Annotated in this window: 20 protein-coding genes, 2 tRNA genes and 1 pseudogene; 11 read left to right on the top strand and 12 right to left on the bottom strand. The window is 41.3% G+C overall.

What is annotated here, in order from left to right; all coding sequences use genetic code 11:
- Positions 1 to 136: 136 nt before the first annotated feature.
- The 5 genes from BLW60_RS08195 to BLW60_RS08175 all read left to right on the top strand — a co-directional run bounded on the left by BLW60_RS08195 (position 137) and on the right by BLW60_RS08175 (position 4,753).
- A complete protein-coding gene (locus BLW60_RS08195) occupies positions 137 to 808 on the top strand; it encodes a response regulator transcription factor (protein ID WP_074716244.1) in 672 nt (223 codons plus the stop codon).
- Positions 796 to 1,953 (top strand): HAMP domain-containing sensor histidine kinase, encoded by a 1,158-nt coding sequence (locus BLW60_RS08190; RefSeq protein WP_074716242.1) that lies wholly within the window; start codon positions 796 to 798, stop codon positions 1,951 to 1,953. The genes BLW60_RS08195 and BLW60_RS08190 overlap by 13 nt, the downstream gene beginning before the upstream one ends.
- A gap of 76 nt (positions 1,954 to 2,029) precedes the next feature.
- Entirely contained in the window at positions 2,030 to 2,926 is an 897-nt protein-coding gene (locus BLW60_RS08185; protein WP_074716240.1) for an ABC transporter ATP-binding protein, read from the top strand.
- Complete coding sequence (locus BLW60_RS08180) at positions 2,923 to 4,179, top strand: Yip1 family protein (protein ID WP_242872850.1); 1,257 nt, start codon at positions 2,923 to 2,925, stop codon at positions 4,177 to 4,179. The genes BLW60_RS08185 and BLW60_RS08180 overlap by 4 nt, the downstream gene beginning before the upstream one ends.
- Positions 4,130 to 4,753, top strand: coding sequence for a hypothetical protein (locus BLW60_RS08175; protein WP_081348176.1), 624 nt, complete (start codon positions 4,130 to 4,132; stop codon positions 4,751 to 4,753). Before BLW60_RS08180 ends, BLW60_RS08175 begins: the two co-directional genes overlap by 50 nt.
- Positions 4,754 to 4,804: 51 nt before the next feature.
- On the opposite strand, the gene spo0A is transcribed toward BLW60_RS08175, so the two are convergent.
- Complete coding sequence (spo0A, locus tag BLW60_RS08170) at positions 4,805 to 5,557, bottom strand: sporulation transcription factor Spo0A (RefSeq protein WP_074716237.1); 753 nt, start codon at positions 5,555 to 5,557, stop codon at positions 4,805 to 4,807.
- Between the two features lie 245 nt (positions 5,558 to 5,802).
- On the opposite strand from spo0A, the gene BLW60_RS08165 reads away from it, so the two are divergent.
- Together BLW60_RS08165 and BLW60_RS08160 are read left to right on the top strand one after the other, a co-directional pair.
- Positions 5,803 to 5,887 (top strand) — tRNA-Leu (locus tag BLW60_RS08165).
- 6 nt (positions 5,888 to 5,893) lie between these two features.
- Positions 5,894 to 5,982 (top strand) — tRNA-Ser (locus tag BLW60_RS08160).
- Between the two features lie 204 nt (positions 5,983 to 6,186).
- On the opposite strand, the gene BLW60_RS08155 is transcribed toward BLW60_RS08160, so the two are convergent.
- The 3 genes from BLW60_RS08155 to BLW60_RS08140 form a co-directional block, all read right to left on the bottom strand.
- On the bottom strand, positions 6,187 to 6,414 hold the full coding sequence (locus tag BLW60_RS08155; protein WP_074716230.1) for a hypothetical protein: 228 nt from the start codon (positions 6,412 to 6,414) through the stop codon (positions 6,187 to 6,189).
- Positions 6,415 to 6,552: 138 nt separating this feature from the next.
- Complete coding sequence (locus BLW60_RS17000) at positions 6,553 to 6,900, bottom strand: hypothetical protein (RefSeq protein ID WP_207645924.1); 348 nt, start codon at positions 6,898 to 6,900, stop codon at positions 6,553 to 6,555.
- A gap of 227 nt (positions 6,901 to 7,127) precedes the next feature.
- Positions 7,128 to 9,338, bottom strand: a complete 2,211-nt coding sequence (locus BLW60_RS08140) for a helix-turn-helix domain-containing protein (RefSeq protein WP_074716222.1) — start codon at positions 9,336 to 9,338, stop codon at positions 7,128 to 7,130.
- A 249-nt stretch (positions 9,339 to 9,587) separates the two neighbouring features.
- Here BLW60_RS08140 and BLW60_RS08135 point away from each other — a divergent pair, with 249 nt between their 5' ends.
- Positions 9,588 to 12,344 carry a DUF6055 domain-containing protein gene (locus BLW60_RS08135; protein WP_074716219.1) on the top strand — a complete coding sequence of 919 codons (2,757 nt, stop codon included), beginning with the start codon at positions 9,588 to 9,590 and terminating at the stop codon, positions 12,342 to 12,344.
- A gap of 677 nt (positions 12,345 to 13,021) precedes the next feature.
- Here the strand turns inward: BLW60_RS08135 and BLW60_RS08130 are convergent.
- The 8 genes and pseudogenes from BLW60_RS08130 to BLW60_RS08100 form a co-directional block, all read right to left on the bottom strand.
- On the bottom strand, positions 13,022 to 13,267 hold the full coding sequence (locus BLW60_RS08130; RefSeq protein WP_139283388.1) for a hypothetical protein: 246 nt from the start codon (positions 13,265 to 13,267) through the stop codon (positions 13,022 to 13,024).
- A gap of 41 nt (positions 13,268 to 13,308) precedes the next feature.
- Entirely contained in the window at positions 13,309 to 14,958 is a 1,650-nt protein-coding gene (locus BLW60_RS08125) for a dockerin type I repeat-containing protein (protein WP_074716215.1), read from the bottom strand.
- 371 nt (positions 14,959 to 15,329) lie between these two features.
- The gene (locus tag BLW60_RS17265; RefSeq protein WP_278289908.1) at positions 15,330 to 15,452 is read right to left on the bottom strand and encodes a hypothetical protein; all 123 of its coding nucleotides are present in this window, start codon (positions 15,450 to 15,452) and stop codon (positions 15,330 to 15,332) included.
- A 738-nt stretch (positions 15,453 to 16,190) separates the two neighbouring features.
- Positions 16,191 to 16,637 (bottom strand): SUKH-3 domain-containing protein, encoded by a 447-nt coding sequence (locus BLW60_RS08115; protein WP_074716213.1) that lies wholly within the window; start codon positions 16,635 to 16,637, stop codon positions 16,191 to 16,193.
- A 309-nt stretch (positions 16,638 to 16,946) separates the two neighbouring features.
- Positions 16,947 to 17,594, bottom strand: a pseudogene (locus tag BLW60_RS08110) (IS3 family transposase); the annotation flags it as partial.
- 15 nt (positions 17,595 to 17,609) lie between these two features.
- Complete coding sequence (locus BLW60_RS16995) at positions 17,610 to 17,765, bottom strand: hypothetical protein (RefSeq protein WP_207645923.1); 156 nt, start codon at positions 17,763 to 17,765, stop codon at positions 17,610 to 17,612.
- A 71-nt stretch (positions 17,766 to 17,836) separates the two neighbouring features.
- Positions 17,837 to 18,112: a transposase gene (locus BLW60_RS08105; protein WP_028516357.1), complete on the bottom strand. Its 276-nt coding sequence runs from the start codon at positions 18,110 to 18,112 to the stop codon at positions 17,837 to 17,839.
- A 350-nt stretch (positions 18,113 to 18,462) separates the two neighbouring features.
- A complete protein-coding gene (locus BLW60_RS08100; protein ID WP_074716207.1) occupies positions 18,463 to 18,681 on the bottom strand; it encodes an SOS response-associated peptidase family protein in 219 nt (72 codons plus the stop codon).
- 131 nt (positions 18,682 to 18,812) lie between these two features.
- On the opposite strand from BLW60_RS08100, the gene BLW60_RS08095 reads away from it, so the two are divergent.
- The 3 genes from BLW60_RS08095 to BLW60_RS08085 all read left to right on the top strand — a co-directional run.
- Positions 18,813 to 19,685, top strand: coding sequence for an amidoligase family protein (locus tag BLW60_RS08095; RefSeq protein ID WP_242872849.1), 873 nt, complete (start codon positions 18,813 to 18,815; stop codon positions 19,683 to 19,685).
- Positions 19,685 to 19,864 carry a hypothetical protein gene (locus BLW60_RS08090; RefSeq protein ID WP_074716205.1) on the top strand — a complete coding sequence of 60 codons (180 nt, stop codon included), beginning with the start codon at positions 19,685 to 19,687 and terminating at the stop codon, positions 19,862 to 19,864. The genes BLW60_RS08095 and BLW60_RS08090 overlap by 1 nt, the downstream gene beginning before the upstream one ends.
- A 1-nt stretch (position 19,865) precedes the next feature.
- Positions 19,866 to 20,692 (top strand): class II glutamine amidotransferase (locus BLW60_RS08085; RefSeq protein ID WP_074716669.1); only part of this gene is annotated, 827 nt, incomplete at its 3' end.

Genomic DNA, 20,692 nt, shown 5'->3' with positions numbered 1-20,692 from the left:
CCAATTACGATCTTACCATGCTCATAATTGACAATGACAGCATTTGGCGTTATAATAATTGAGCAGATATTAATAAAACAGTTGATAAAAAGTTGATTTTTCGGTTTTACAATCATAGGGAAAGGAGCGGGAAAATATGTACAGTATACTTATCGCAGATGATGAAAAGGACGTTGTAGGATTATTGAAGGACTATTTTGAGCTTGAGGGTTACTGTGTATATACGGCATACAGCGGTTCGCAGGCTGTTGAAGCAGTATCGAAATCACCCGATATAATACTCCTTGATGTGAATATGCCTGACGGGAATGGCTTTGAAGTGTGTCAGAAAATAAGGGATCACGTAAGCTGTCCTATCCTTTTTCTTACTGCAAAGGTCGAAGACGAGGACAAGATAAACGGTTTTGCAGCAGGCGGAGATGACTACATAATCAAGCCATTTTCACTGGACGAGCTCGGTGCTCGTGTAGCTGCACATATACGAAGAGACAGGAGAGTCAGCGCGGCAAAGAATGTTCGGTTTTATGGTGATCTTGTAATTGACTATACCGAGAAAAAAATCTCGGCAGGAGACGAAGTTATTGAACTTGCGAACAAGGAATTCCGCATAATAGAGCTTCTTTCGCTTAATACAGGGCAGGTTTTTGATAAAGAGCGAATTTACGAGAAAATATGGGGCTATGAAGCGGAGGGTGACAGCTCTGTTATAGCCGAGCATATAAGGCGTATAAGAGCAAAGCTTGGAAAATACGGAGAGGATAAGCATATCGGCACTGTATGGGGAATGGGGTATAAATGGATAAAATAAAAAAAGTCGGTATCAAGAGTTCATTTATAAAGTATCTTGCCATATGCTTTGTGGTTTGCGTTATTGGTAACTGGTTGATCTATGCGCTTTTTGATTATCTTCAGAGGTGGTATGTTAATCGGCACGTAAATGTGTTTTTGCCGGAATATTTTTCTATGGACGAGTATCGGCTATGGAACAGCCTTCCCGATGATATGTGGTTATATGACCTGCTCCATTATGGCAGATATATTGCAGTTTCATTTTGGTCCTGCCTTTGCATCTGGTTCACCGTAAAAACATTTTATGCGGCAGAAGTCAAAAAGCCCATAGATACGCTGTTATCTGCATCTGAAAGGATACTGAGTGATGATCTTGATTTTGAAGTTCGCACTGAGTGCAAAAACGAAATTGGCAGATTATGTGAGTCATTTGAAAATATGCGCAAAAATCTGTATTCGAGCAACTACGAGCTCTGGAAATCACTTGAAGAGCGCAAACGCCTTAATTCAGCCTTTTCACATGATCTCCGTACACCGATAACGGTGCTTAAAGGATATACCGAGCTTGTAAAGAAGTTTGATGGTAGGATAAGTCCCGAAAAGCAGGCGGATATCCTAAGTAAAATGAGTGTACAGGTGGAGCGTCTGGAGCATTACACGGAAAAGATGAGTGCAGCTCATAAGCTTGAAGATATTATTCCCGAGGAAGAAGCTATTTCGTATAAAGAGCTTTGCGACAGTTTTGATGAAGTCGGAAAGCTCATATGCGGCAATGAAGTTTTTTCAATGTCTGCAAATGAAAATGAGGACATTCTTATTTATAATGACCGTGAACTTATAATGCAGGTATTTGAAAATATTGTTTCAAATGCTGAGCGATACAAAGAGAGTGAAGTCAGCTGTATTGCGGAAGCAGAAGATGACAAACTCAGGATAGCAATATCTGATGACGGCGAAGGCTTTTCGGAAGAAGCTCTGCGAAAGGCGTGGCAGCCATTTTACCACGGTGAAAATGAAGATGAGATAGAGCATTTCGGACTTGGACTTTATATCTGCCGATTGTTATGCAGAAAATGCGGCGGTGATCTTTATATCACCAATGGTGAAAAAGGCGGCGGAAAGGTCACAGCAGAATTTTCTGTAAAAAAATCGGAAAGTAGATAAAAAGTTGAAATTCATAGATTATTATAATGACATGATAGGAAAAGCTTATCATGTCATTATTTTTGGAGGCGATAAAATGGACGAAAAGATCGTAATAAAAAATGTCAATAAGTTCTACGGCAAAAAGCAGGCACTGTTTGACATTGATCTTACTATTGAAAAAGGAATGTTCGGACTCCTCGGACGAAACGGCGCAGGAAAGACTACTCTGATGAAAACGCTTGCTGTTCTTCATAAAAAGAAGAGCGGCGATATAAACATATGCGGAGTACCCGTTGAAAGTGCAAAGGAAATACGTGCTATGACAGGATATCTTCCGCAGGATTTTTCAATGTATCCAAATATGAAGTGTGATGAGGTACTCGAATATCTCGGGGCACTTTCGTGCATACCAAAGGCTGAATGTAAAAAGCGTGTTACTTCGCTCCTTCGCAAGGTCAATCTTATTGAACATCGTCACAAAAAGTTCAAGGAACTGTCAGGCGGTATGAAGCGCAGACTTGGTATCGCTCAGGCTCTTATACATGATCCGAAGGTACTGATAGTTGACGAGCCTACAGCAGGACTTGATCCCGAAGAACGTATCCGTTTCAGAAATCTGCTCTGTGAAGTAGCTCAGGAACGTATAGTTCTGCTTTCAACGCATATTGTGGGCGATATCGAAGCTACCTGTGAGAATATAGCCATAATGGACGCAGGAAGGATACTCTGGAAAGGAACAGTTCATGAAATACTTGAAAATGCAAGAGGACATATCTATACGGCAAATGTTGAGAAACAATTTCTTCCGCAGATAAAAAAAGAGTATATCGTAACAGGTATGCTTGCGCAGACTGACTATGTCACAGTCAGGATAGTATCTGATACCGAGCCTGATCTTCCTAATACCGTTCTCACTGAACCTGATCTTGAAGGCGCTTATGTTTACTGTTTGCACAGTCACGGCTGTGATATAGTCGGAGGTGAAGAATGATGCTGTTCTGTATGGAGTGCAAAAAGATATTTAGTTCTCTGACATACATTTTATATTCCCTGCTTGTTATTCTGATGATCGTAAGTCAGTATTTCATGGAAGGCGGAGAAAAGGTTTATCCGCCAAGTCAAGGTGATTATGATTACGGAGAAAAGATAGTCGAAGACCATGATCTTATTATGTCAACAGCCACAGATGCGCTGACGGTGGAATTCTTATCAAACAGGTATGTATGCTATCCTTTTGGTTTTTATAAAGCTGTTCATCTTGATAATGAAGAGCAGGCAAAGATTGAAAAGTACATCTGTGAGATCACAGGATTGGATAGTGAAGGTATTGCTGAAAAGAAGAAAAACGCAGATGTTTGCTATATTACGGACGGTACTCACGACTACGGCGAATATGCCATTAGAGATATGCCTATAAGCGTGAGTATGACATATGAGCGTTTTACTGATATAATGGACGATGTTGATGATATTCTCGGCGGCGGTTCTGATTACGCTGTTGACGGCTTGGTTTATAAGTTCTCCCGTGTACCCATGACATATGAGGACGCAGTTGAAGATTATAACAGCATTTTAACTGATGACAGAGTAACAAATGCATACGCAAGATTATTCAGCGACTATGCAGGTATAGTACTTGCTATATTACCTGTATTTGTTGCAGCTGCGCTTACAGCAGCAGACAGACGACGCAGAATGAGTGAGCTTATATATTCTCGCAGATCGTCCTCGTTACGCATAGTATTCACTCGTTTTCTCGCGCTTGTGACAACCATGTTCATTCCTGTATTTGTATTCATGGTCATCGCACTTATACAGATACTTATAAGATATAATGGTGCTGATATAGATATGACGGCTATGTTTACGCTCCCAACATTCTGGCTGCTTCCTAATATAATGGCTGCCACAGCAACAGGAATGTTGGTTACGGAAATACTGTCAGCAGGTGCTGCTATACTGGTGCAGTTCGTATGGTGGTTTATGGGACTTATGGCAGGCGGAACAGCAGGATTATCAGGACGGATAGGGAAGTTTACATTTATATGCCGTCATAATGCATTGGGGAACAGAAGTGGATTTATTATGAATTGGAATAATTTCGTTTTTAACCGTGTCTTTTATATGGTGATATCTGTAGCAGCGGTTTTATTCACTGTTGGTATTTATGAACTGAAGAGGGGAGGAAGCTTTAATGGTATCAGGTTGTTTGGCAAGGGTAGTATATTCAGACGTAAAGCATAATTTTCTGATACATTATATAGTTGCACTGTGTATACTGCTTGCTTCACCTATCTTTTTCAGTCTTTCACAGCTTGATAGTATCCTTGCAGCTCAGCCACTTGAACTTTATGTTCCGCTTATAGGCGTAGTTCTGATGACACCTGTATTTTTGCCTGAACAGAACGAAAGCATATACGATATAGTACGTTCAAAGAAAATAAACCATGATATAGTATGTATTCTTAGACTGATATGTTCCGTGATAGTGATATTATGTATGATAGGTGCTTATGTGCTTTATATGAAGAATTGTAATTCACAGGTCACAGTAAGGTATTTTATAGGTTCATCGGCAACAGCTCTTTTTCTTGGAGCAATTGGCTTTGCATTTGCAGGTATAGGCAGAAATGTTGTAGTAGGCTATATGGCATCTGTGATATATTATATCCTTAATTTTTCATTCGGTACAAAGCTTGGATATTTTTATCTTTTCTCTATGATGCATGGCAGCTTTATCGAAAAGAAATGGCTTATACTAATTGCATTTTGTATGGCTTCTGCAACTTTTCCTGTACGCAGAATAATAAGGAATTAATAAATAAAAGCCCGTAGTGATACGGGCTTTTGATGTGTATAAGTAATTGGATCATACAGATGTGTTTTTCAGTCTGAGCCTTATTTTGTCAGTGACAAGAGCTATGAATTCTGAGTTTGTCGGACGGCCGCGGTAACTGTCTATGGTATAACCGAAGAAATTGTTTATTATTTCGGCGTTTCCGCGATCCCATGCAATTTCTATTGCATGACGTATGGCTCTTTCAACACGAGATGAAGTTGTGGCATATTTCTTGGCAACGCATGGATAAAGCTGCTTTGTTACACACTCCATGAGCTGGCTGTTCTCAATTGCACTAAGTATTGCAGTACGCAGATAATGATATCCCTTTATATGCGCCGGTATACCAAGCTTCTGAATAACGTCTGTCACCATTATCTCAGTATCAGTACAGTTTAAAGGTATTGGCTTTCTGCATACAGATTTGACGATGTAGCTGAGAGACTCAAGATCATACGGCTTAGATAAGAAATATGATGCTCCGTTTTCCATTACCTGACGTTCAATAAATTTGTTTTGTACATCAGATACAACTATGAATGCTGGTGGAGAGACAAATGTTTCCTTGACTTGCTTCATTACCATAAGCGCATCTGCGTCAGGTAAGGTCAAGTCTACCAGTACTACATCAGGCTTGTCATTGAGAATAGAATCAAGTATCGCTTTGCTATGTTTCCTTCGGGTATAGGCTGTAATGCCGTTATCCCTAAGCTTTGCTGCTACTCTTACTCCGTTTGTTGCTGAATCGTCACCGATCAATACTTTGATTCGTTCATTTTCCATGTTAGGACTCCTTTTCTTTGTTACTATGTTTACTATTCTACACCCATTGAAGAGGAATTTCAATAGGGTGTTTTAGCGTAAATTGTCGAAAATTGAGATTTTTTGTGTTTTTATATTTGCATTTGTGTGTATCAGTCGTTCATGCAGTGATTGTTATATTAAATTCCACTAATAGTAATAATATAAATATATATAAGTTGCTATTGACATTGTACTTGTTTTGTAGTATAATATTAAAGTACTTTGCGAGTGTGCTGGAATAGGCAGACAGGCACGTTTGAGGGGCGTGTGTCGAGAGACGTATGGGTTCAAGTCCCATTACTCGCACCAAAGTATGGACAGATGGCTGAGCTGGTCTAAGGCGCACGACTGGAACTCGTGTATACGTTAATAGCGTATCGAGGGTTCGAATCCCTCTCTGTCCGCTCAAAATAATGAGTCAGGAGAATGGCTGTATCGCGTAAAATAGCGGGATTCAGCCATTCTTCTTTTTTACTTTGAACTGAAAATTATTTATCGGATTTGAAATTATTTTCACGTAGAATAGGCATTTTTCAAACCTATTCCACACGAACAATTATCAAAATATTATAAAAGGACGGCGTAAAGCCGTCCCATAAGTATTTTATTTATTCTTGAAAAAATTTCTCGATAACAACCATTATCTCCTCAAGGCGCTTACCACCAATACCTTTGATTTTACTGAGTTCTGCCTCAAGAGCAGGAAGATCAATTGTTTTGCCCTGTTCTCCGAGCAGTTCATCTCCGTACTGGATAATGAACTTGGTAAGTTCCTCTCGGTTCATTTTCTTGATTTTTCGGTAAGTATCCCTGTCGATGATCTCTTTCTGTCCCATATATAGCTCCTTTTTCGTTTATTATACCATATCCCACATGCAATGTAAATACATAAAACAGAATCGCGCATGGGCGGTTCTCATCGTTATATAATTGATTTTGTATACTCCGTAGTATTAATGAAAGGCAGTCATCACCTACTGCTCGCATTCAATGCAGTGATTCTCGCAAACGCTGCAATATAGCTTTATTTGACCTTTATCCCAGTTAATTCTGTCCATCTGAATCATTTTCTCGTCTTTTCCCCAACATACAGCGCAATAACAAATCTTTTGATTATCACCTTCAAGTGTTAAATACGGCTGTTCATGCCTAACAAACCTTTGCTCCGTTTCTTTGGATTTTTGTAGTTCTGAATTCTCTTCGCGTAGTTTTGCTATTTCAGTCTGCATATCCAAGGCCTGTGAACTTAAATCAATGAGTTGTTTGTAAAGCTCGACGTTATCAGCTTTTTGTGCTAGTGCAGGACTCACGTCCCCAGGCATGATCTATAATGAATTCAGCGTTAACACCAAATTCCTTGTATAACAGAGCCTCCGGTAGCATGGTGATACCCTGCATATCATAGACTCCGTATTTTGCTAGCCTTGCGGCTTTAATGAATGGATATTCGACTAGCTTAATGACATTAGCCATTACTGCGGAGCTTTTTATAATTTATATTAATAAGCATGGGATGTTTGGCGCTAACAATCAATGGCACAACATCCCATTATTGCCTTTCTCTGTATTCAGATGGAGACATTCCTGTCTTCGCTCTGAACTGACGCATGAAGTGAGTAGCGTTCTGATATCCGCAGGAAGAGGCAACCTCGCTGACACGCAGATCGGTCGTTAACAGAAGCTTCTTTGCCATACCTATACGTGCTTCAAGCAGGTCATCAATATAACTGACCCCGAAATGCTCCTTGTACAGTTTCTGAACATAGCTTTTGCTGATGTTCAGCCGTTTGGCGAGTACAGAGAGACTCCAGTCAAGCTCAGGCGCCTTGTGTATCTCACGCCTGAGCTTTTTGAGCTGACTGATACCTGTAAATCCCTTTTCCGCAGGCATACTGCTGCTAAGCGACTCCCACAGCTCAGAGAGACATTTCTCAGCCGGATATGACACCTCTCCGCAGACATAGTACGGCTCAGGAAGAAATGCAGCCGCCGAACCCTCCTGCATTTTGCGTATGAGTACTTCAAGCTGTATCATCAGTTCTTCTGCATAGTATTCAGGTGTTTCTTCCTCAAGAGAAAAAACTATTGCAAAAGTTCTTTTGTCGAGACGTGCAGTCTGATACTTCCGTCCTGATATCAGACGTATCGCATTTGCAAGCAAAAGCTCTGACTGAAGTACGTTATCGGTCATTATACTGCTGCTCATGTTGTTCGGTGAAGCCGTAAGCATAGCGATAGTAACGAGCATTATGCCGTTATTTCTGCTTGTCTGCTCCTGGTTCTCGAGATAAAGCAGCAGCCCTTTTTTGCTGAGCATATCAGTCATCTTATCGTACATTGAAGCTTCTTCTACCGTTTTTTGCAGATACTCCGCATATAGTCTGTGCCGCAGGATACGCAGACCGTTTGCCACGGAACTCAGAAGGTTGAAAAGCATGACCGATGCCTTGAAGTCTGCTGCTTTTTCATAGACAAATCCGCAGTATCCGAAAACCTGTGATGCGGCGTGCAGCGGCAGAAGTATCAACAGAACAGGTTCATGAGGCTTTGCAAGCATTGGCACTATTTGTGACGTAGGAAACAATGAGCCGCTTTTGCCGTCCTTCCATGCCTCCTTTGTAACAGCACAGAGCATTTGTCCGGGATATGGCTTTGTACGGCATATATCCGGCTGTTCAGGTTCGCTGTCCCAATCGGGAAGAATGCAAAGATGCAGTGAGCGGTAGCTTTTGATTATGTGTGCTGTCTGGTCAACGATATCAGTCAGCTCAGAGAGAGACTCAACGGCTGAAGCTCTTGTTATAACATCAGCATTGATTCGCATTTCGAGCATATCGCTGACCTCAGTGTCACGCCGAATCTGCTCACGTACCTGTAGTGCTGCTGTCTGATAATCAGCCATTTTCTCTACACATCCGCAGCTTGCACCATAGATTATGTGTAAATCGTTTCCAGAGTCCGGAACCGGCATCCCTCCGCTAATTCTTAGCAGTTTTTCTGTTCCGGCTCTGCCCGTTTCTGACATAATACCGCCTATCGTAGTAACAGAAGGAAAATTTGATATCGCACTGATATGCCCGTCGAAGCCGGTTACAATGATATCGCCGGGGACATTGATGCCGCCTTTCTGCAGAACATCACATAGTGTTACTGCCATTATGTCATTTGCACATACAACAGCATCAGGACACTTCCTTTTGTGATGTATTAACTCATTACCAAGCTCCTTTGCACGCATCTTCCAGAAGTCTCCATAGAATATCTCATGTGTACAGTTGTGTTCATTTACTGCGCGGAGGAAACCGGACATACGCTGCTCTGAATCAGGATTGCCTTCATGTCCGGCAAGAAACATCAGTTCTCTGCACCCGTGCTTTTCTATCAGGTGACACGTCAGCTCATATACAGCATCATCCTGCGGTACAGAGACAGTTTCAAAGCCAAGGGAACTGCCGCCAAGGTCAATGCACGGAATTCCGGTCCGCCTTATCTTTTCCAATACCATGCGGCGGACGCTCTCTTTGACGAAATACTGCGAAGCGATCAGCACTCCGTCCAGTGCAGCTCGTTCAAGAAGACAGTAAATGCTTTCTTCTCCATCCATTATCTCACTCTGAACGTGAAATTCCAGTCCGTTTGTCATAGTTGTCAGCACTATTACATCACAATCCGCGGCAGAGGCAGTTTTGAAAATGCCATCAAGAAGCTGTGTCTGCAGATCGTCTGTTATCGAAGGTATTACTACACCTATACGTTTCATGATACCGCCTCCTTTTCATTTATTATACATTACGATGCTGCTTTCTGTCAACAAGGATTCTGTATTATGTCAGTCGGAGTGTTTAAAATGTTATTGAAAAGATAAAAATGTCATGCTATCATATAAGTGACAGGAAAAGCATATGCAGTGTGCAGGGAGCGGAGTATCGGATCTTCAGGCACCTTCTCCCTTGCCGACATGAGGAAAAACGGTAATAGGCATACCGTAATACTAACGGAGGGATCATTGATGTTCAGATCAGCAAGAAAAACAGCAGCGACCGTATTGGCGGCGGCGCTTTCATTAAGCACAGTACCATTATCAGCTTGCATTGAAACTGCCGGAGCAGCTGATGCTCTGATGACGCGGGATATATGGTGTGCAAACGAAGATGTCAATCGCTGGGAATCAGAACATTTCCAGTTCATCTGGGGCAAAAACGGAGCTGATTCAGCGAAGATAACCACACAGTTTCTCAAGGAAAATGCTAAAAACCTTGAAGCCTGCTGGGACGTCTATATGAACGACCTTTCCATGGAAGCTCCTACACAGTCGGTAAATCTGGCTCTCCGTGACGGAAACAGATACAAGGTCAATTTCTACATATCCGGTACCGGCCTTAAGCCATTCCCGGATGACTGGGCTTATATGGGATATGACAATCAGGGTTATGCTTTCATGTTCTGCTGCGTGGGTGCTATGCAGAACTCTCCTAATCCTTCATGGGTGCTCCCACATGAGTTCGGCCATGTCGTAACAGCTCATCAACTCGGCTGGAACGAAAATAAATACGTATCTTCTTGGTGGGAGGCAATTGCCAACTGGTATCGTGAGCAGTTTCTCTATTCCGATTACTACAGTAGTCAGTGGGGGAATGTGAACGGCATAACCGATTACTTTGAGACCTATATGAAGAATCTTTGCTTCACGTCGATACTTGGCCGTGATAATTACGCTTCATGGGCATTTTTGCAGTACATCACCGAAAACCCGGATGATCTTCCCGGCTATGGCAGCAGCTTCGTCAGAGACCTTATGCAGCAGGGTAAGCGTGATGAATATCCATACATAGAGATAGAGCGTATATCAGGTGCAGATATGAAAGACACCCTCGGTCATTATACAAAGAGACTTGCAACACTTGACCTTGCTCACAAGAAGGACTATCAGTCACGTCAGAACGAGCTTCTTGCACGAGGCGAGTGGAACTGGGGAGAGATATTTACTATCCTTGAAAATACCATAGGCATGGAGGACTATTATACCGTTCCGACCGAACGTGCACCTCAGCAGTTCGGCGTTAACATCGTACCGCTCGAGGTTACGGGCAGCAGTATTTCCGTCACTCTTGAAGGACTGACAAAGACCAATGGCGCAGACTGGCGGGCTTGTATCGCAGTTGAACAGAAGGACGGTACCACACGCTATTCTGAGCTTTTCAAAGCTGGAGAGACTATGAATATGGATTTCGGCAGCAATGACTCTGCGGCGTATCTAACCGTCACAGCTACACCTGACATTTCAGTCTGGCAGCAGACAGGTGTTCCGTGGGCGTATGGAACAGGTGAATTTGATGAAGCTCATGCACCGTTTCTCAGCAAGACACGATATCCATGGGGAGCAATTATCACGGGTGCAGGCATAAAGCAGACTCAGAACGATGCTGCAGCTGTACACGGTTCGCGTCATCCGAACGGAGGAGGATTCGTTGCTTCAACAGCTAAGGTCGAGCCATCTGTTTACGTTGGTGCTGATGCAAAGGTGCTTGGATATTCAACCGTCAGTGGCAATGCAATAATTGACGGCTATGCTGTAGTCAGCGGAAATGCAAAGATCTCAGGCAATGCTGTCGTGAAAGGACACGCTGTTGTAGCAGAAAATGCAGTTGTTAAGGATAATGCTATAATAGCTGATAATGCCGGTGTAATGGGATCGGCAGTCATCTCCGACAATGCAAGAGTTCTGGAAAGTGGTCTTGTTTTTAACACGTACACGGTCAGCGGGAATGCGACTGTCAAGGGAGTTGCATATTGTCTGAGCAATGGCTCTGCAACAGGGCAGGCAATGCCTGACGGCGATTACTATGATGACTCCGGCAGAACGATACAAAAGGGTTCCATGTATGGCTGGACGAGCTACGATGAATATGCACAGAACCGCCCCTATACTGACGGCCAGATGGCGGCTCTGGAATTTGCTGCCGACAGCACTGACATTGCAGCAGATGAGTATACCTCAACATTCGGTATTTCTATTGGTAGTCCGGTATGGAGCAAGGCTATGACCTCCGGCAAGGGAGTGCTTACCTTTGAGGGTTCGGATGAGCAGTATCTGCTTGCAGACAGTTCCTATACTGCACTTCACACTGCAGAATATCAGACAGCTGTCCTTCTTCGGAGCAAAAGTAGGAGCGAACTTTTCCGTTTCGGCTCAGAGGATAAGGGAATAACACTTGTAGCTGAAAACGGCTCTGTTGCACTTTATGGCGTAGATCAGTGCGTGAAGGTCAATGAAGCATATAAACTCGGAGAGTGGATAACTGTCAGCGTTCTTATTTCGGACGGAAAGGCGACTCTTAAGATCGATAACGGCAATGAGTTGAAAACCGAAACCGCAGAATTTTCTGCTGAGCCGATTGATGTTATCGGCACGAATGATGTTTATCTCATTGGCGCAGGTATGAACGGCTCTATGGACTATTTCCGTGTATATAACAAGGACGTCCCCGAGGCTGATTATTACTACACCGAAAAGGAAGACATACAGGATGTGACAACTTCCGGTTATGTTGGTGATCTCAACAGTGACGGCAGAGTAGATGTGTTTGATTTCGTACTCATGAAAAAGGCAATTATTGACAAAAACACCATCAGCAGTAAAAATATGCTTGCAGCAGCTGATGTGAACGGTGACAAGGAGATCGGTATCGCAGACCTTGTTCTGTTGCAGAATTATCTCCTTGGCAAAGACAAAAGCTTTCCGGTTGGCGGAACATATACTGTCTGAAATATATATTCTCATGTAAACTATCATTCCTTTTGTCAATAAATAAAGGAAAGAGGCCTTGCTGCTAATGTCATTAAGCTAAGAAACTAAAGTGAATGAAACAGGAGTAGGATCCTGTTTTGTACCTATTTTTCGAGGACAAAAGCTGATTTGATGCTTATTACCTTTGCAGAAAAAATCTTAAAACTGTAGGAAAAGTGTAGGAAAATATTAGCTCTCACAAATTAATTTGTGAGAGCTATATAATTTAAAAGTGTGGCATATTAGTAATATGATGTGTCCGGAACAACAATGGAAAATTACCCGAAACAGTATGAGATCTGTGGAGCATAAAATGGAGCTTACATATTTAATGCAGGTGGGAATATAATAAGAAAAGAAATAAACTTCATGGAAAACAGGCGTTTTTAGACCTGTTTCGCATGGACAAATATTATAAAAGGACGGCGTAATGCCGTCCTTTTTCATTTGTATAAGATCACCACTTGATCAGATTTCTGTATCGCAGAGCAGGTATCCCCGTATTTGCGGAAAAATGCTGCTGGAAGAACTTGTAGTCGAGGTAGCCGCATTTGTCGGATATGTTGCTGATACCGAGGGAGATAGTTACAAGGGAGTATTGGGCTTTTGCTATTCGTGTGTTATTTCGCGGGAGCTGTATATATTGTTGCGGATCCTTAGCATATCGGTATATCCGCTGTTCCTGCGCAGTGCGGCAAGCCGCAGTGATCCATTTCAAAAGAGGCATGGTCATCAAGCAGGCTAACAGAGCGCATTATGCCTGCGGTTTCGGAGACTGTATCGTTCCAGTTGTAATAAAGGCACAGATAGATGTTTTCCTTGTTCTGTATCATCCACTGATAACCGCTGATTATATTTATGAATTCGCCCATGTCATGGTAGAGAGTGAGCTTGTGATCCATGGTGCTGAACATCTATGTTTCTTTGTGCGAAACATTTGTTGTTATTTGATATCAAAATATCCAAGGAGATATTTCTGTATTGTTACTGCATCCATATTTGTAACACCGTTTCCGTCAATGTCGGCACGATGATTGCCTGCTTCTGTGATATGGTTTTCATCTGTGCCGTTAATACCGTATTTTGAAGGATTAGCCAGAGACTGCATAATGAGGACGATATCGGACATATCAACTGTTCCGTCATTATTGCTGTCACCGTTTCCGATATCTGCAAAATTCCACTTCTCAATGTTATAATCAAGAGTTGTTTCAGTTTTACCGTTCTTGACTGAGAAATTGATAGTTTCATCACTAAAGCACTTGTAATCCTTCGAGAATATAGATACAGTTGATGAATAATCACCGTCGGGAAGTTCAAAATCACGGTCAAGAGGGAAAAATCCTATTGAGTTTCCGTCGCTGTCCTTTATTTCTGCAACACCTATATTATTAGAATCCTCACGTAATCCGCTGTATCTTTCATACAGTCTGAAATTAAAAGTACCGGCAGGTATAGGCTTGACCTCTTTGGCTTTAATACTGAGAGTCCAGTCTTTATTTTCGTTATCTTCTTCAAAGCTGAAATATTCTTCTGTACTAAATTCATAACCATCACAGTAAAGCACCATACTATCATGATATTTATCAGGAATGCTCTCAAATCCTATATAGTATTGTTTATCAGCGGAAAAATCTGTTTCGGTAAACAGCCTTTCAGGTATATCGGAAGTATTCCACATTGCGATGATCTTGTCTTCATTCGGCTCAATATCGTAGTTTTTTTGATTATGTTCAAACAATTTTGCCTTGATACCTTTGATGCTTTCACCTGTATCCGCATCAACAATGGATATTTTTGCTGTAGGTCCTTCAGGTCTCTCTGACTCCACTACAGTAACGGTAAACTCACTTGGTTTTACAGAAACTCTATTTTCATTAACGGTATATGATTTTTGGTTTATGTATTTAATAATGTATTCTCCCGGTTTACTGTTATCGAAATCATAAGCATCTAAACTGTGCAAAGACAATGGAGAGCCAAAATCGTCCCACATACCACAAGATCTATCATTTAAACTACTTCTGATTTCTCCACTGCCGAATGTACTGCCGCCTGTAAGATCGAGCTCTTCACCGATCTTATATTCAAGCTTCTCAGGCAGATTGAGAGTTAATGAACCTGTAATTATTGCTATGTTGTTATTATGTTTTTCCAGTATCACATCATAACTTTCGTTTTCTTCGCCTTTATAGTAAATATCGTCGGAATTGGCAACAAAACATATACCGCTAACGTTGGTAGGGTTGGTATAAAAGCTTATTTCGTATCTGTTCTCGTCTTTGAATGTATTAAAAATCTCCTTTGGGAGTTCAACGCTGATACTGCTTTTATCTCCGGTATCGTAGTTTCCACAGTTAAAATCCATAGTTTCATTTTTCTCTTTATCATATACATACGCATACAGGTCAAATTGCAGACCTATGTATTCTTTGTCAACTTCATAGTCCTTGAAATTAAGAACTATCGTTGGATTTTTTTCTGTACTTGTATCTTCAGTTTCGGCGGCAAAAGCTGTAATGACAGGATTGAATAACATTCCTGCACATACAACAGCGGCAAGATTTCGTTTCAGTAATTTTTTTGCATTCATTGTAATTCCCTCATTCCTTTGATTTTATCATGCTTTTTAAGGTAATAAAAAACCTTTCTGTAAAATAGACGTTTGAGATTGTAAAAACTCTCATATAGGATTCATTAATTCAAAATTATAACAAGAAGAGTGCTGAAAAATGATCATGCTGGATTAATGTAAGGAGCTTTATCTTGGCACTGACAGTTCTGTTGAGATTACATATGTAAGATAAACATGGACAATTGATTTTTCAATAATTGAAAGGGAAAAGCTATAGTAGATTTGTTTTTTTACAGTATAATTATTATTTGCTCAATTATTCCACACGAACAATTATCATACTATTATAAAAGGACGGCTTCAAGCCGTCCCATAAGTCTTGGATATATCTATTCTTCAAAGAATTTCTCTATAACAACCATTATCTCCTCAAGTCGCTTACCGCCTATACCTTTGATCTTACTTAGCTCTGCCTCAAGAGCAGGAAGATCAATTTTTTCCCCTGTTCTCATAGTAACTGATCACCATACTGCAGAATGAACTTTGTAAGCTCCTCTCGGTTCATTTTCTTGTTTTTTCGGTAAGTGTCCCTGTCGATAATCTCTTTATTTACCATATATAGCTCCTTATTCGTTTCTTGTAACCTATTATACCATATCACTTATACAATGTAAATACATAAGAAGATAGCTCCTCCTTTCGGAGGAGCTTTATAATAAGAATTATTCGTTCTGATCAAGACTGATTATAATCTTGAGAAGATTCTCTTATATTTTATAAGCATCAATTAAGAAGTATTTCTTCTAAATCTTTACTATTGTCCACTACTTATCACTCCAAATCTAAAAAGCCGCTTATAAAGCCCTTATACATATCTTGGCACTGAGAACATGGAGCATGGAATTCGCCTCTATCTATCCATACAGTATATGAAACAAGCTTTCTACAAGCCAATCGTCTATGGTTGTACGCAGCGTTGGATTATTAGGATTATTACTTGAGAGTCCAAAATACACCCTGCCTGTCGATTTGTCAGCAACAACACAGAGATTTCTATGAAGAATGAAGGATTATCAAAACAAACTAAATTGTGTTGTATTAAAATATACCCTATATACCTATTGAAACTGATAAAGGAACAACCCTGAGATTTGCAATACATGCATTTCTCAGAGTTGTTATTTAGATGCACTATCTTCCGTTCCACAAGCTTAGCAGGCTGTGAGATCCATTTTAATTCGCTAACATCATCAATAAAGAGAGACAAATTTTGATATATTTCCATTTGTGATTTTCGTGATTACCTCATAAATGGAATTTCCCCATTTAGCACCTACGTCACCAAATATTGCATATATTGCTCCATTTGTATCCATAAAATAATCAATTGTACTTTCTGATGTACCGATAGGGAAAAGTTGTTCTTTAAAATAAGAATTGTATTTGTGTATGAATTCGTACTCGAACCCGTTCTCTTCTGGATCTATAATTACCTTCTTTGTTGCAACTCCTTGGTCAAAACTATTTTTATAAGGTATTGAAATTGTCAAACCTCCAAACTCATGCAAAAAACTCTTTATGCTTTCAGTTGGTGAATAACCCTCACTAATAAACCATTCCATGTACGAATCAATATTAATGCATCTGCCTGGAATCCAACCAGCCGAAATGAGTATTTCTTCAATATTACTAATCATATAACCTCCACTTTCAGTCTTAATTAATCTTATGAGTTAGTGATAAAGTAGTTAATATAGCCGTTATATAGCGCTTTACAATTATCACATGGCTTCATTATGGAATACTTCGTCCTCTTAGTGGATACAATAACCAAATTACTAGGGTCTGCTTTATCCAATAAAGCGGCATTAATTGCGTTGAATTCACCACAATTATCAAAATCATATGGCTCTAAGGGGGAACCTACAGCTTCCATAATTCCCAATATGTGGAATTGTCAAGAAAAGTGCAGTCATAAAATACCCAAAATCTTGGATAGGCCGGAGTCAGGCAGCGTGATGAGTAAGCTGCTTTGAAGTTCTTAATGCCACAGGTGGGAGGCCGCCTTCATTGAAGCTGTTGATACTTTGTGTGTTGTAGTAGGTGAAGATGTATCTGAAGATGACAGTTTTGACCTCTTCACGTTTCATTCTGTAGATCGGGATCTGATACAGTTTTTCTTTTTTCAGCGTGGCAAAGAAGCTCTCCATACGGGCGTTGTCATAGCAATGAGCAGTGCCGCTGAGGCTTTGAATGAGCCCATTAGTTACAAGTTCCCTGCGGAAGGCGTAGCTTGTGTACTGGCAGCCACGGTCACTGTGGAGAACACTTCCTTCCAGTCTACCGTACTTCTCACGCAGCTGTTTTACGGTGTCTATGCAAAGTTCCTTCTTCATGTTATCACGCATTTCAAGAGCTACGATCTCGCCGTTGAAGCAGTCGAGGATCGGTGAAACATAGAGCTTTCCGTCAGAACACTGGACCTCGGTAATATCGGTAAGCAGTTTCTTCAGCGGCTTGTCTGCGCTGAAATTTCTTTTTATCAGATTCTCTCTGTTCTGAGTTTCAGTATCAGCTTTTGTGATACCGTGAGGTCTACGGTGCCTGTGGATAAGCCCGGCTTCGCTCATAGTGCGGTATACTGTTCTGAGGCTTACATGAGTGCCACGCTATGCAAGAGCTGCCTGCATCCTTCTGACACCGTAATTCTTGTTGTCAGGATGCTCGGAAATAATTCCCTGTATTTTGACCAGAAGAAGCTGCCTTGCACCGGGCTTGCCCTGATTTCTTAGCCAGCGATAATATCCTGATTCGCTGATTTTCAAAAATCTGCATATTGCTTTCGCTCCGTACTTGTTACGGAACTCATTGACGAACAGGTGACGTTCGCTTGTCTTTACTTCTTCCGGTCTTTTGCGAAAAAACCGAGTGCGTCCTTGAGAATATCATTTGCTTTGCGAAGCTCGGCATTTTCACGTTCGAGCTCTGTAATACGCAGTTTTGCTTCATCATCGGTCATCTGATACTTCTTAGCTTTGGCAGCGGCATTTCGCTTTGTACGCCAGTCTGATAGTGTGTAATACTGAATGCCTAACTGCTGAGCAGCCTTTTTCAGTCCAATTTCATCCGAGAGCTTTAATGCTTCTTCTTTGAATTCTTTACTGTACTTCATAGTCGTTTTCCCTTTCCGGTTTTGTTATTATTATTCTACCAGATTTTGGGGTGTTTGTCGACTGCTCTTTCAGTATAACACTTCAAAAAGTATTGTCTTGCCTGCAATTTATGCAGCATTTAGATTATATCATATAAATAATTTGATTTCAACTATTTTACGTGATGTTCGTAATATACATAATAACATTGGAATATATAAACTTTTAAAATCTATAATATTTTCTTTGCCGTTAACCTCGGTTAACAAAAACCGCAATATTCTTCAAAAACTCTAAAAACCACTCAGTGATTCTCAGCAACATATATTCTTTCATGCGATGCCGCCCAATGGGCGGCTCACGTATTATTCTATGCTTTGATTGTCTCAGGTGGAAATCTAGGATACTCAATAGCTCCCTCATAGACCAGATTAGTTAGTGCTTTCTCTACTATAGCGCTGGAATCTCCGTCAGGACGTATCCAGTCAAGTATATTATCCTTATCCAGTATAAGCGGCATACGGTCGTGTATATCTCGTACAGTCCCCGCTGCTTCTCGCGTAAGGATAGAAAACATAGGCACCTGCATATCACAATGTTCCTCATACCTGCGACAGATGTGGAGCTGTAATTTGGATCGATGACAGCTATGGCGATGATGATACAACGCTCTGTAGCCATTGCTATCACAATCACTATACACGCTGTAGCTGCTGCGATGTGCTGTTGCATGAGGATGATGCCTACAACATCGATGGTGATAGTTACTGCTCGGAGTGCTATCACGATGAGGTAGACAAAAACAGAAGTATCCACGACTATGGATACAAACCTGAGCCTATATTTTATGGAGGCGATTCAATCCGATATTTCGGCGTTGAGCTTGAAATTGACGGAGCTGGCAAGGATTGTGATAATGCTGATGAGATACTTGCTATCGCAAACAAGGGCGAAGATAAAATTTATATAAAAGGTGACGGCAGTCTCGATGACGGACTTGAAATCGTAAGCCACCCAATGAGCCTTGAATATCATAAGCAGTTTCAGTGGGAAGAGATAATGAAAAAGGCTATATATCTTGGATATCGCTCGCATCAGACAAGTACCTGCGGACTACACATTCACGTCAACAGGGATTCCCTTGGTGACAGCAGAGAGGAGCAGGATGAAGTTATTGCAAGGATACTGTACTTCGTTGAACACCACTGGCCTGAATTGCTCAAGTTCTCACGACGCAGTGAGTACAGTATTAACCGATGGGCGGCCAGATATGGCTACGAAAAGACAGGTCGTGAGATTCTCGATAAGGCTAAGAAAGGAAACAACGGCAGATATGCAGCTGTGAACCTTATGAACTACACAACTTTAGAATTCCGCCTGTTCCGCGGTACTCTCAAGCATAACACGCTCATTGCTGCATTAGAACTTGTAAATGATATCTGCGATCTCGCTATCTCTCTTACTGATGAGGGCATTGCCAATCAGTCATGGTCAGAGTTCGTAGATACGATAAATGAACCTGAGCTTATACAGTACCTGAAAGAACGCAGGCTCTACATAAATGAAGAAATCGAAATACAGGAGGAAGTATAATGAAACCTATAGAAATAATAAAAAAGATACCAACAGGAGGACCTGCTGGAGAAATACTCAAAATAATCGCTTTGTTTACGGCAACTGTGCTGTTGGATAAGGTCGGTGAAATATTAGAGGATTCCCTCAACCAGAAGAATACACAAAGTATCGACGTAAAATTTGAGGAGGTGGGATAAAATGTGCAGCTTATTTGGCTGGATGAACTACCAAGGAGTAGTACCTAACAAAGTATTGAGAAAGTTGACACAGTCTCTTGCCAACGCCGCTGAGGAGCGCGGGACTGATGCCTCTGGCATAAGCTATATTAAGGACGGACAAATCGTCATCTTCAAGCGCCCGAAAGCGGCTCACCGTCTTCATTTCAATCCGCCAGATGACACGAGAGCGGTTATGGGGCATACCCGTTTGACAACTCAGGGCAATGAGAAATACAATTACAACAATCATCCTTTTCTTGGGACAACAGGCGATATTTCCTGGAGTCTGGCACACAACGGAATTATCTATAACGATAAGGAGCTCCGCAAGGAGAAAAAGTTACCTGTCTCGGATATCGAAACCGATTCGTATATAGCGGTGCAGCTCATTGAGTCACAGCACAAACTGGATTTTGATTCGTTACGTTATATGTCGGAGCAGGTGCAAGGCAGCTTCACTTTTAGCCTTCTTGATAAAAATAACAACCTGTACCTTGTGAAAGGCTCCAACCCGTTATGCCTGCTCCACTTTGAGTCTCTTGGTCTTTACGTATACGCCAGCACTGAGAGCATAATGAAAAATGCTCTGAAACGTGTCGGCTTACATAAATTTGCTTCTGAACGTATCGAAGCTGCCGAAGGTGACATCATAAAGATTGACAGCTACGGCAATATTACACGCTCGCAATTTACTCCTGCTCCTACATATTCTCATTTTTCACGTTGCAAATGGTGGTATGGTGATTACGAGGACTATTTCACAACATATGAGGAAACTCTCGTCGAGATGGCTCATTTGTTTGGCGC

This window comes from Ruminococcus flavefaciens (assembly GCF_900108555.1).
Classification (GTDB): domain Bacteria; phylum Bacillota; class Clostridia; order Oscillospirales; family Ruminococcaceae; genus Ruminococcus; species Ruminococcus flavefaciens_P.
The sequence above is the reverse complement of the archived record's forward strand: the minus strand, read 5'-3'. Positions and strand labels throughout refer to the sequence as shown.

Excerpts from the sequence above, each read along its gene's own strand:
- BLW60_RS08115 (WP_074716213.1), bottom strand. The coding sequence starts at position 16,637 with ATGATTAGTAATATTGAAGAAATACTCATTTCGGCTGGTTGGATTCCA.
- BLW60_RS08090 (WP_074716205.1), top strand. The coding sequence starts at position 19,685 with ATGAAACCTATAGAAATAATAAAAAAGATACCAACAGGAGGACCTGCT.
- spo0A (WP_074716237.1), bottom strand. The coding sequence starts at position 5,557 with ATGGAAAATGAACGAATCAAAGTATTGATCGGTGACGATTCAGCAACA.
- BLW60_RS08135 (WP_074716219.1), top strand. The coding sequence starts at position 9,588 with ATGTTCAGATCAGCAAGAAAAACAGCAGCGACCGTATTGGCGGCGGCG.
- BLW60_RS08130 (WP_139283388.1), bottom strand. The coding sequence starts at position 13,267 with ATGGATCACAAGCTCACTCTCTACCATGACATGGGCGAATTCATAAAT.
- BLW60_RS08140 (WP_074716222.1), bottom strand. The coding sequence starts at position 9,338 with ATGAAACGTATAGGTGTAGTAATACCTTCGATAACAGACGATCTGCAG.
- BLW60_RS17000 (WP_207645924.1), bottom strand. The coding sequence starts at position 6,900 with ATGCCTGGGGACGTGAGTCCTGCACTAGCACAAAAAGCTGATAACGTC.
- BLW60_RS08175 (WP_081348176.1), top strand. The coding sequence starts at position 4,130 with ATGGTATCAGGTTGTTTGGCAAGGGTAGTATATTCAGACGTAAAGCAT.
- BLW60_RS17265 (WP_278289908.1), bottom strand. The coding sequence starts at position 15,452 with ATGAGAACAGGGGAAAAAATTGATCTTCCTGCTCTTGAGGCAGAGCTA.
- BLW60_RS08185 (WP_074716240.1), top strand. The coding sequence starts at position 2,030 with ATGGACGAAAAGATCGTAATAAAAAATGTCAATAAGTTCTACGGCAAA.
- BLW60_RS08100 (WP_074716207.1), bottom strand. The coding sequence starts at position 18,681 with ATGCAGGTGCCTATGTTTTCTATCCTTACGCGAGAAGCAGCGGGGACT.
- BLW60_RS08125 (WP_074716215.1), bottom strand. The coding sequence starts at position 14,958 with ATGAATGCAAAAAAATTACTGAAACGAAATCTTGCCGCTGTTGTATGT.
- BLW60_RS08180 (WP_242872850.1), top strand. The coding sequence starts at position 2,923 with ATGATGCTGTTCTGTATGGAGTGCAAAAAGATATTTAGTTCTCTGACA.
- BLW60_RS08195 (WP_074716244.1), top strand. The coding sequence starts at position 137 with ATGTACAGTATACTTATCGCAGATGATGAAAAGGACGTTGTAGGATTA.
- BLW60_RS08105 (WP_028516357.1), bottom strand. The coding sequence starts at position 18,112 with ATGAAGTACAGTAAAGAATTCAAAGAAGAAGCATTAAAGCTCTCGGAT.
- BLW60_RS08190 (WP_074716242.1), top strand. The coding sequence starts at position 796 with ATGGATAAAATAAAAAAAGTCGGTATCAAGAGTTCATTTATAAAGTAT.
- BLW60_RS08155 (WP_074716230.1), bottom strand. The coding sequence starts at position 6,414 with ATGGGACAGAAAGAGATCATCGACAGGGATACTTACCGAAAAATCAAG.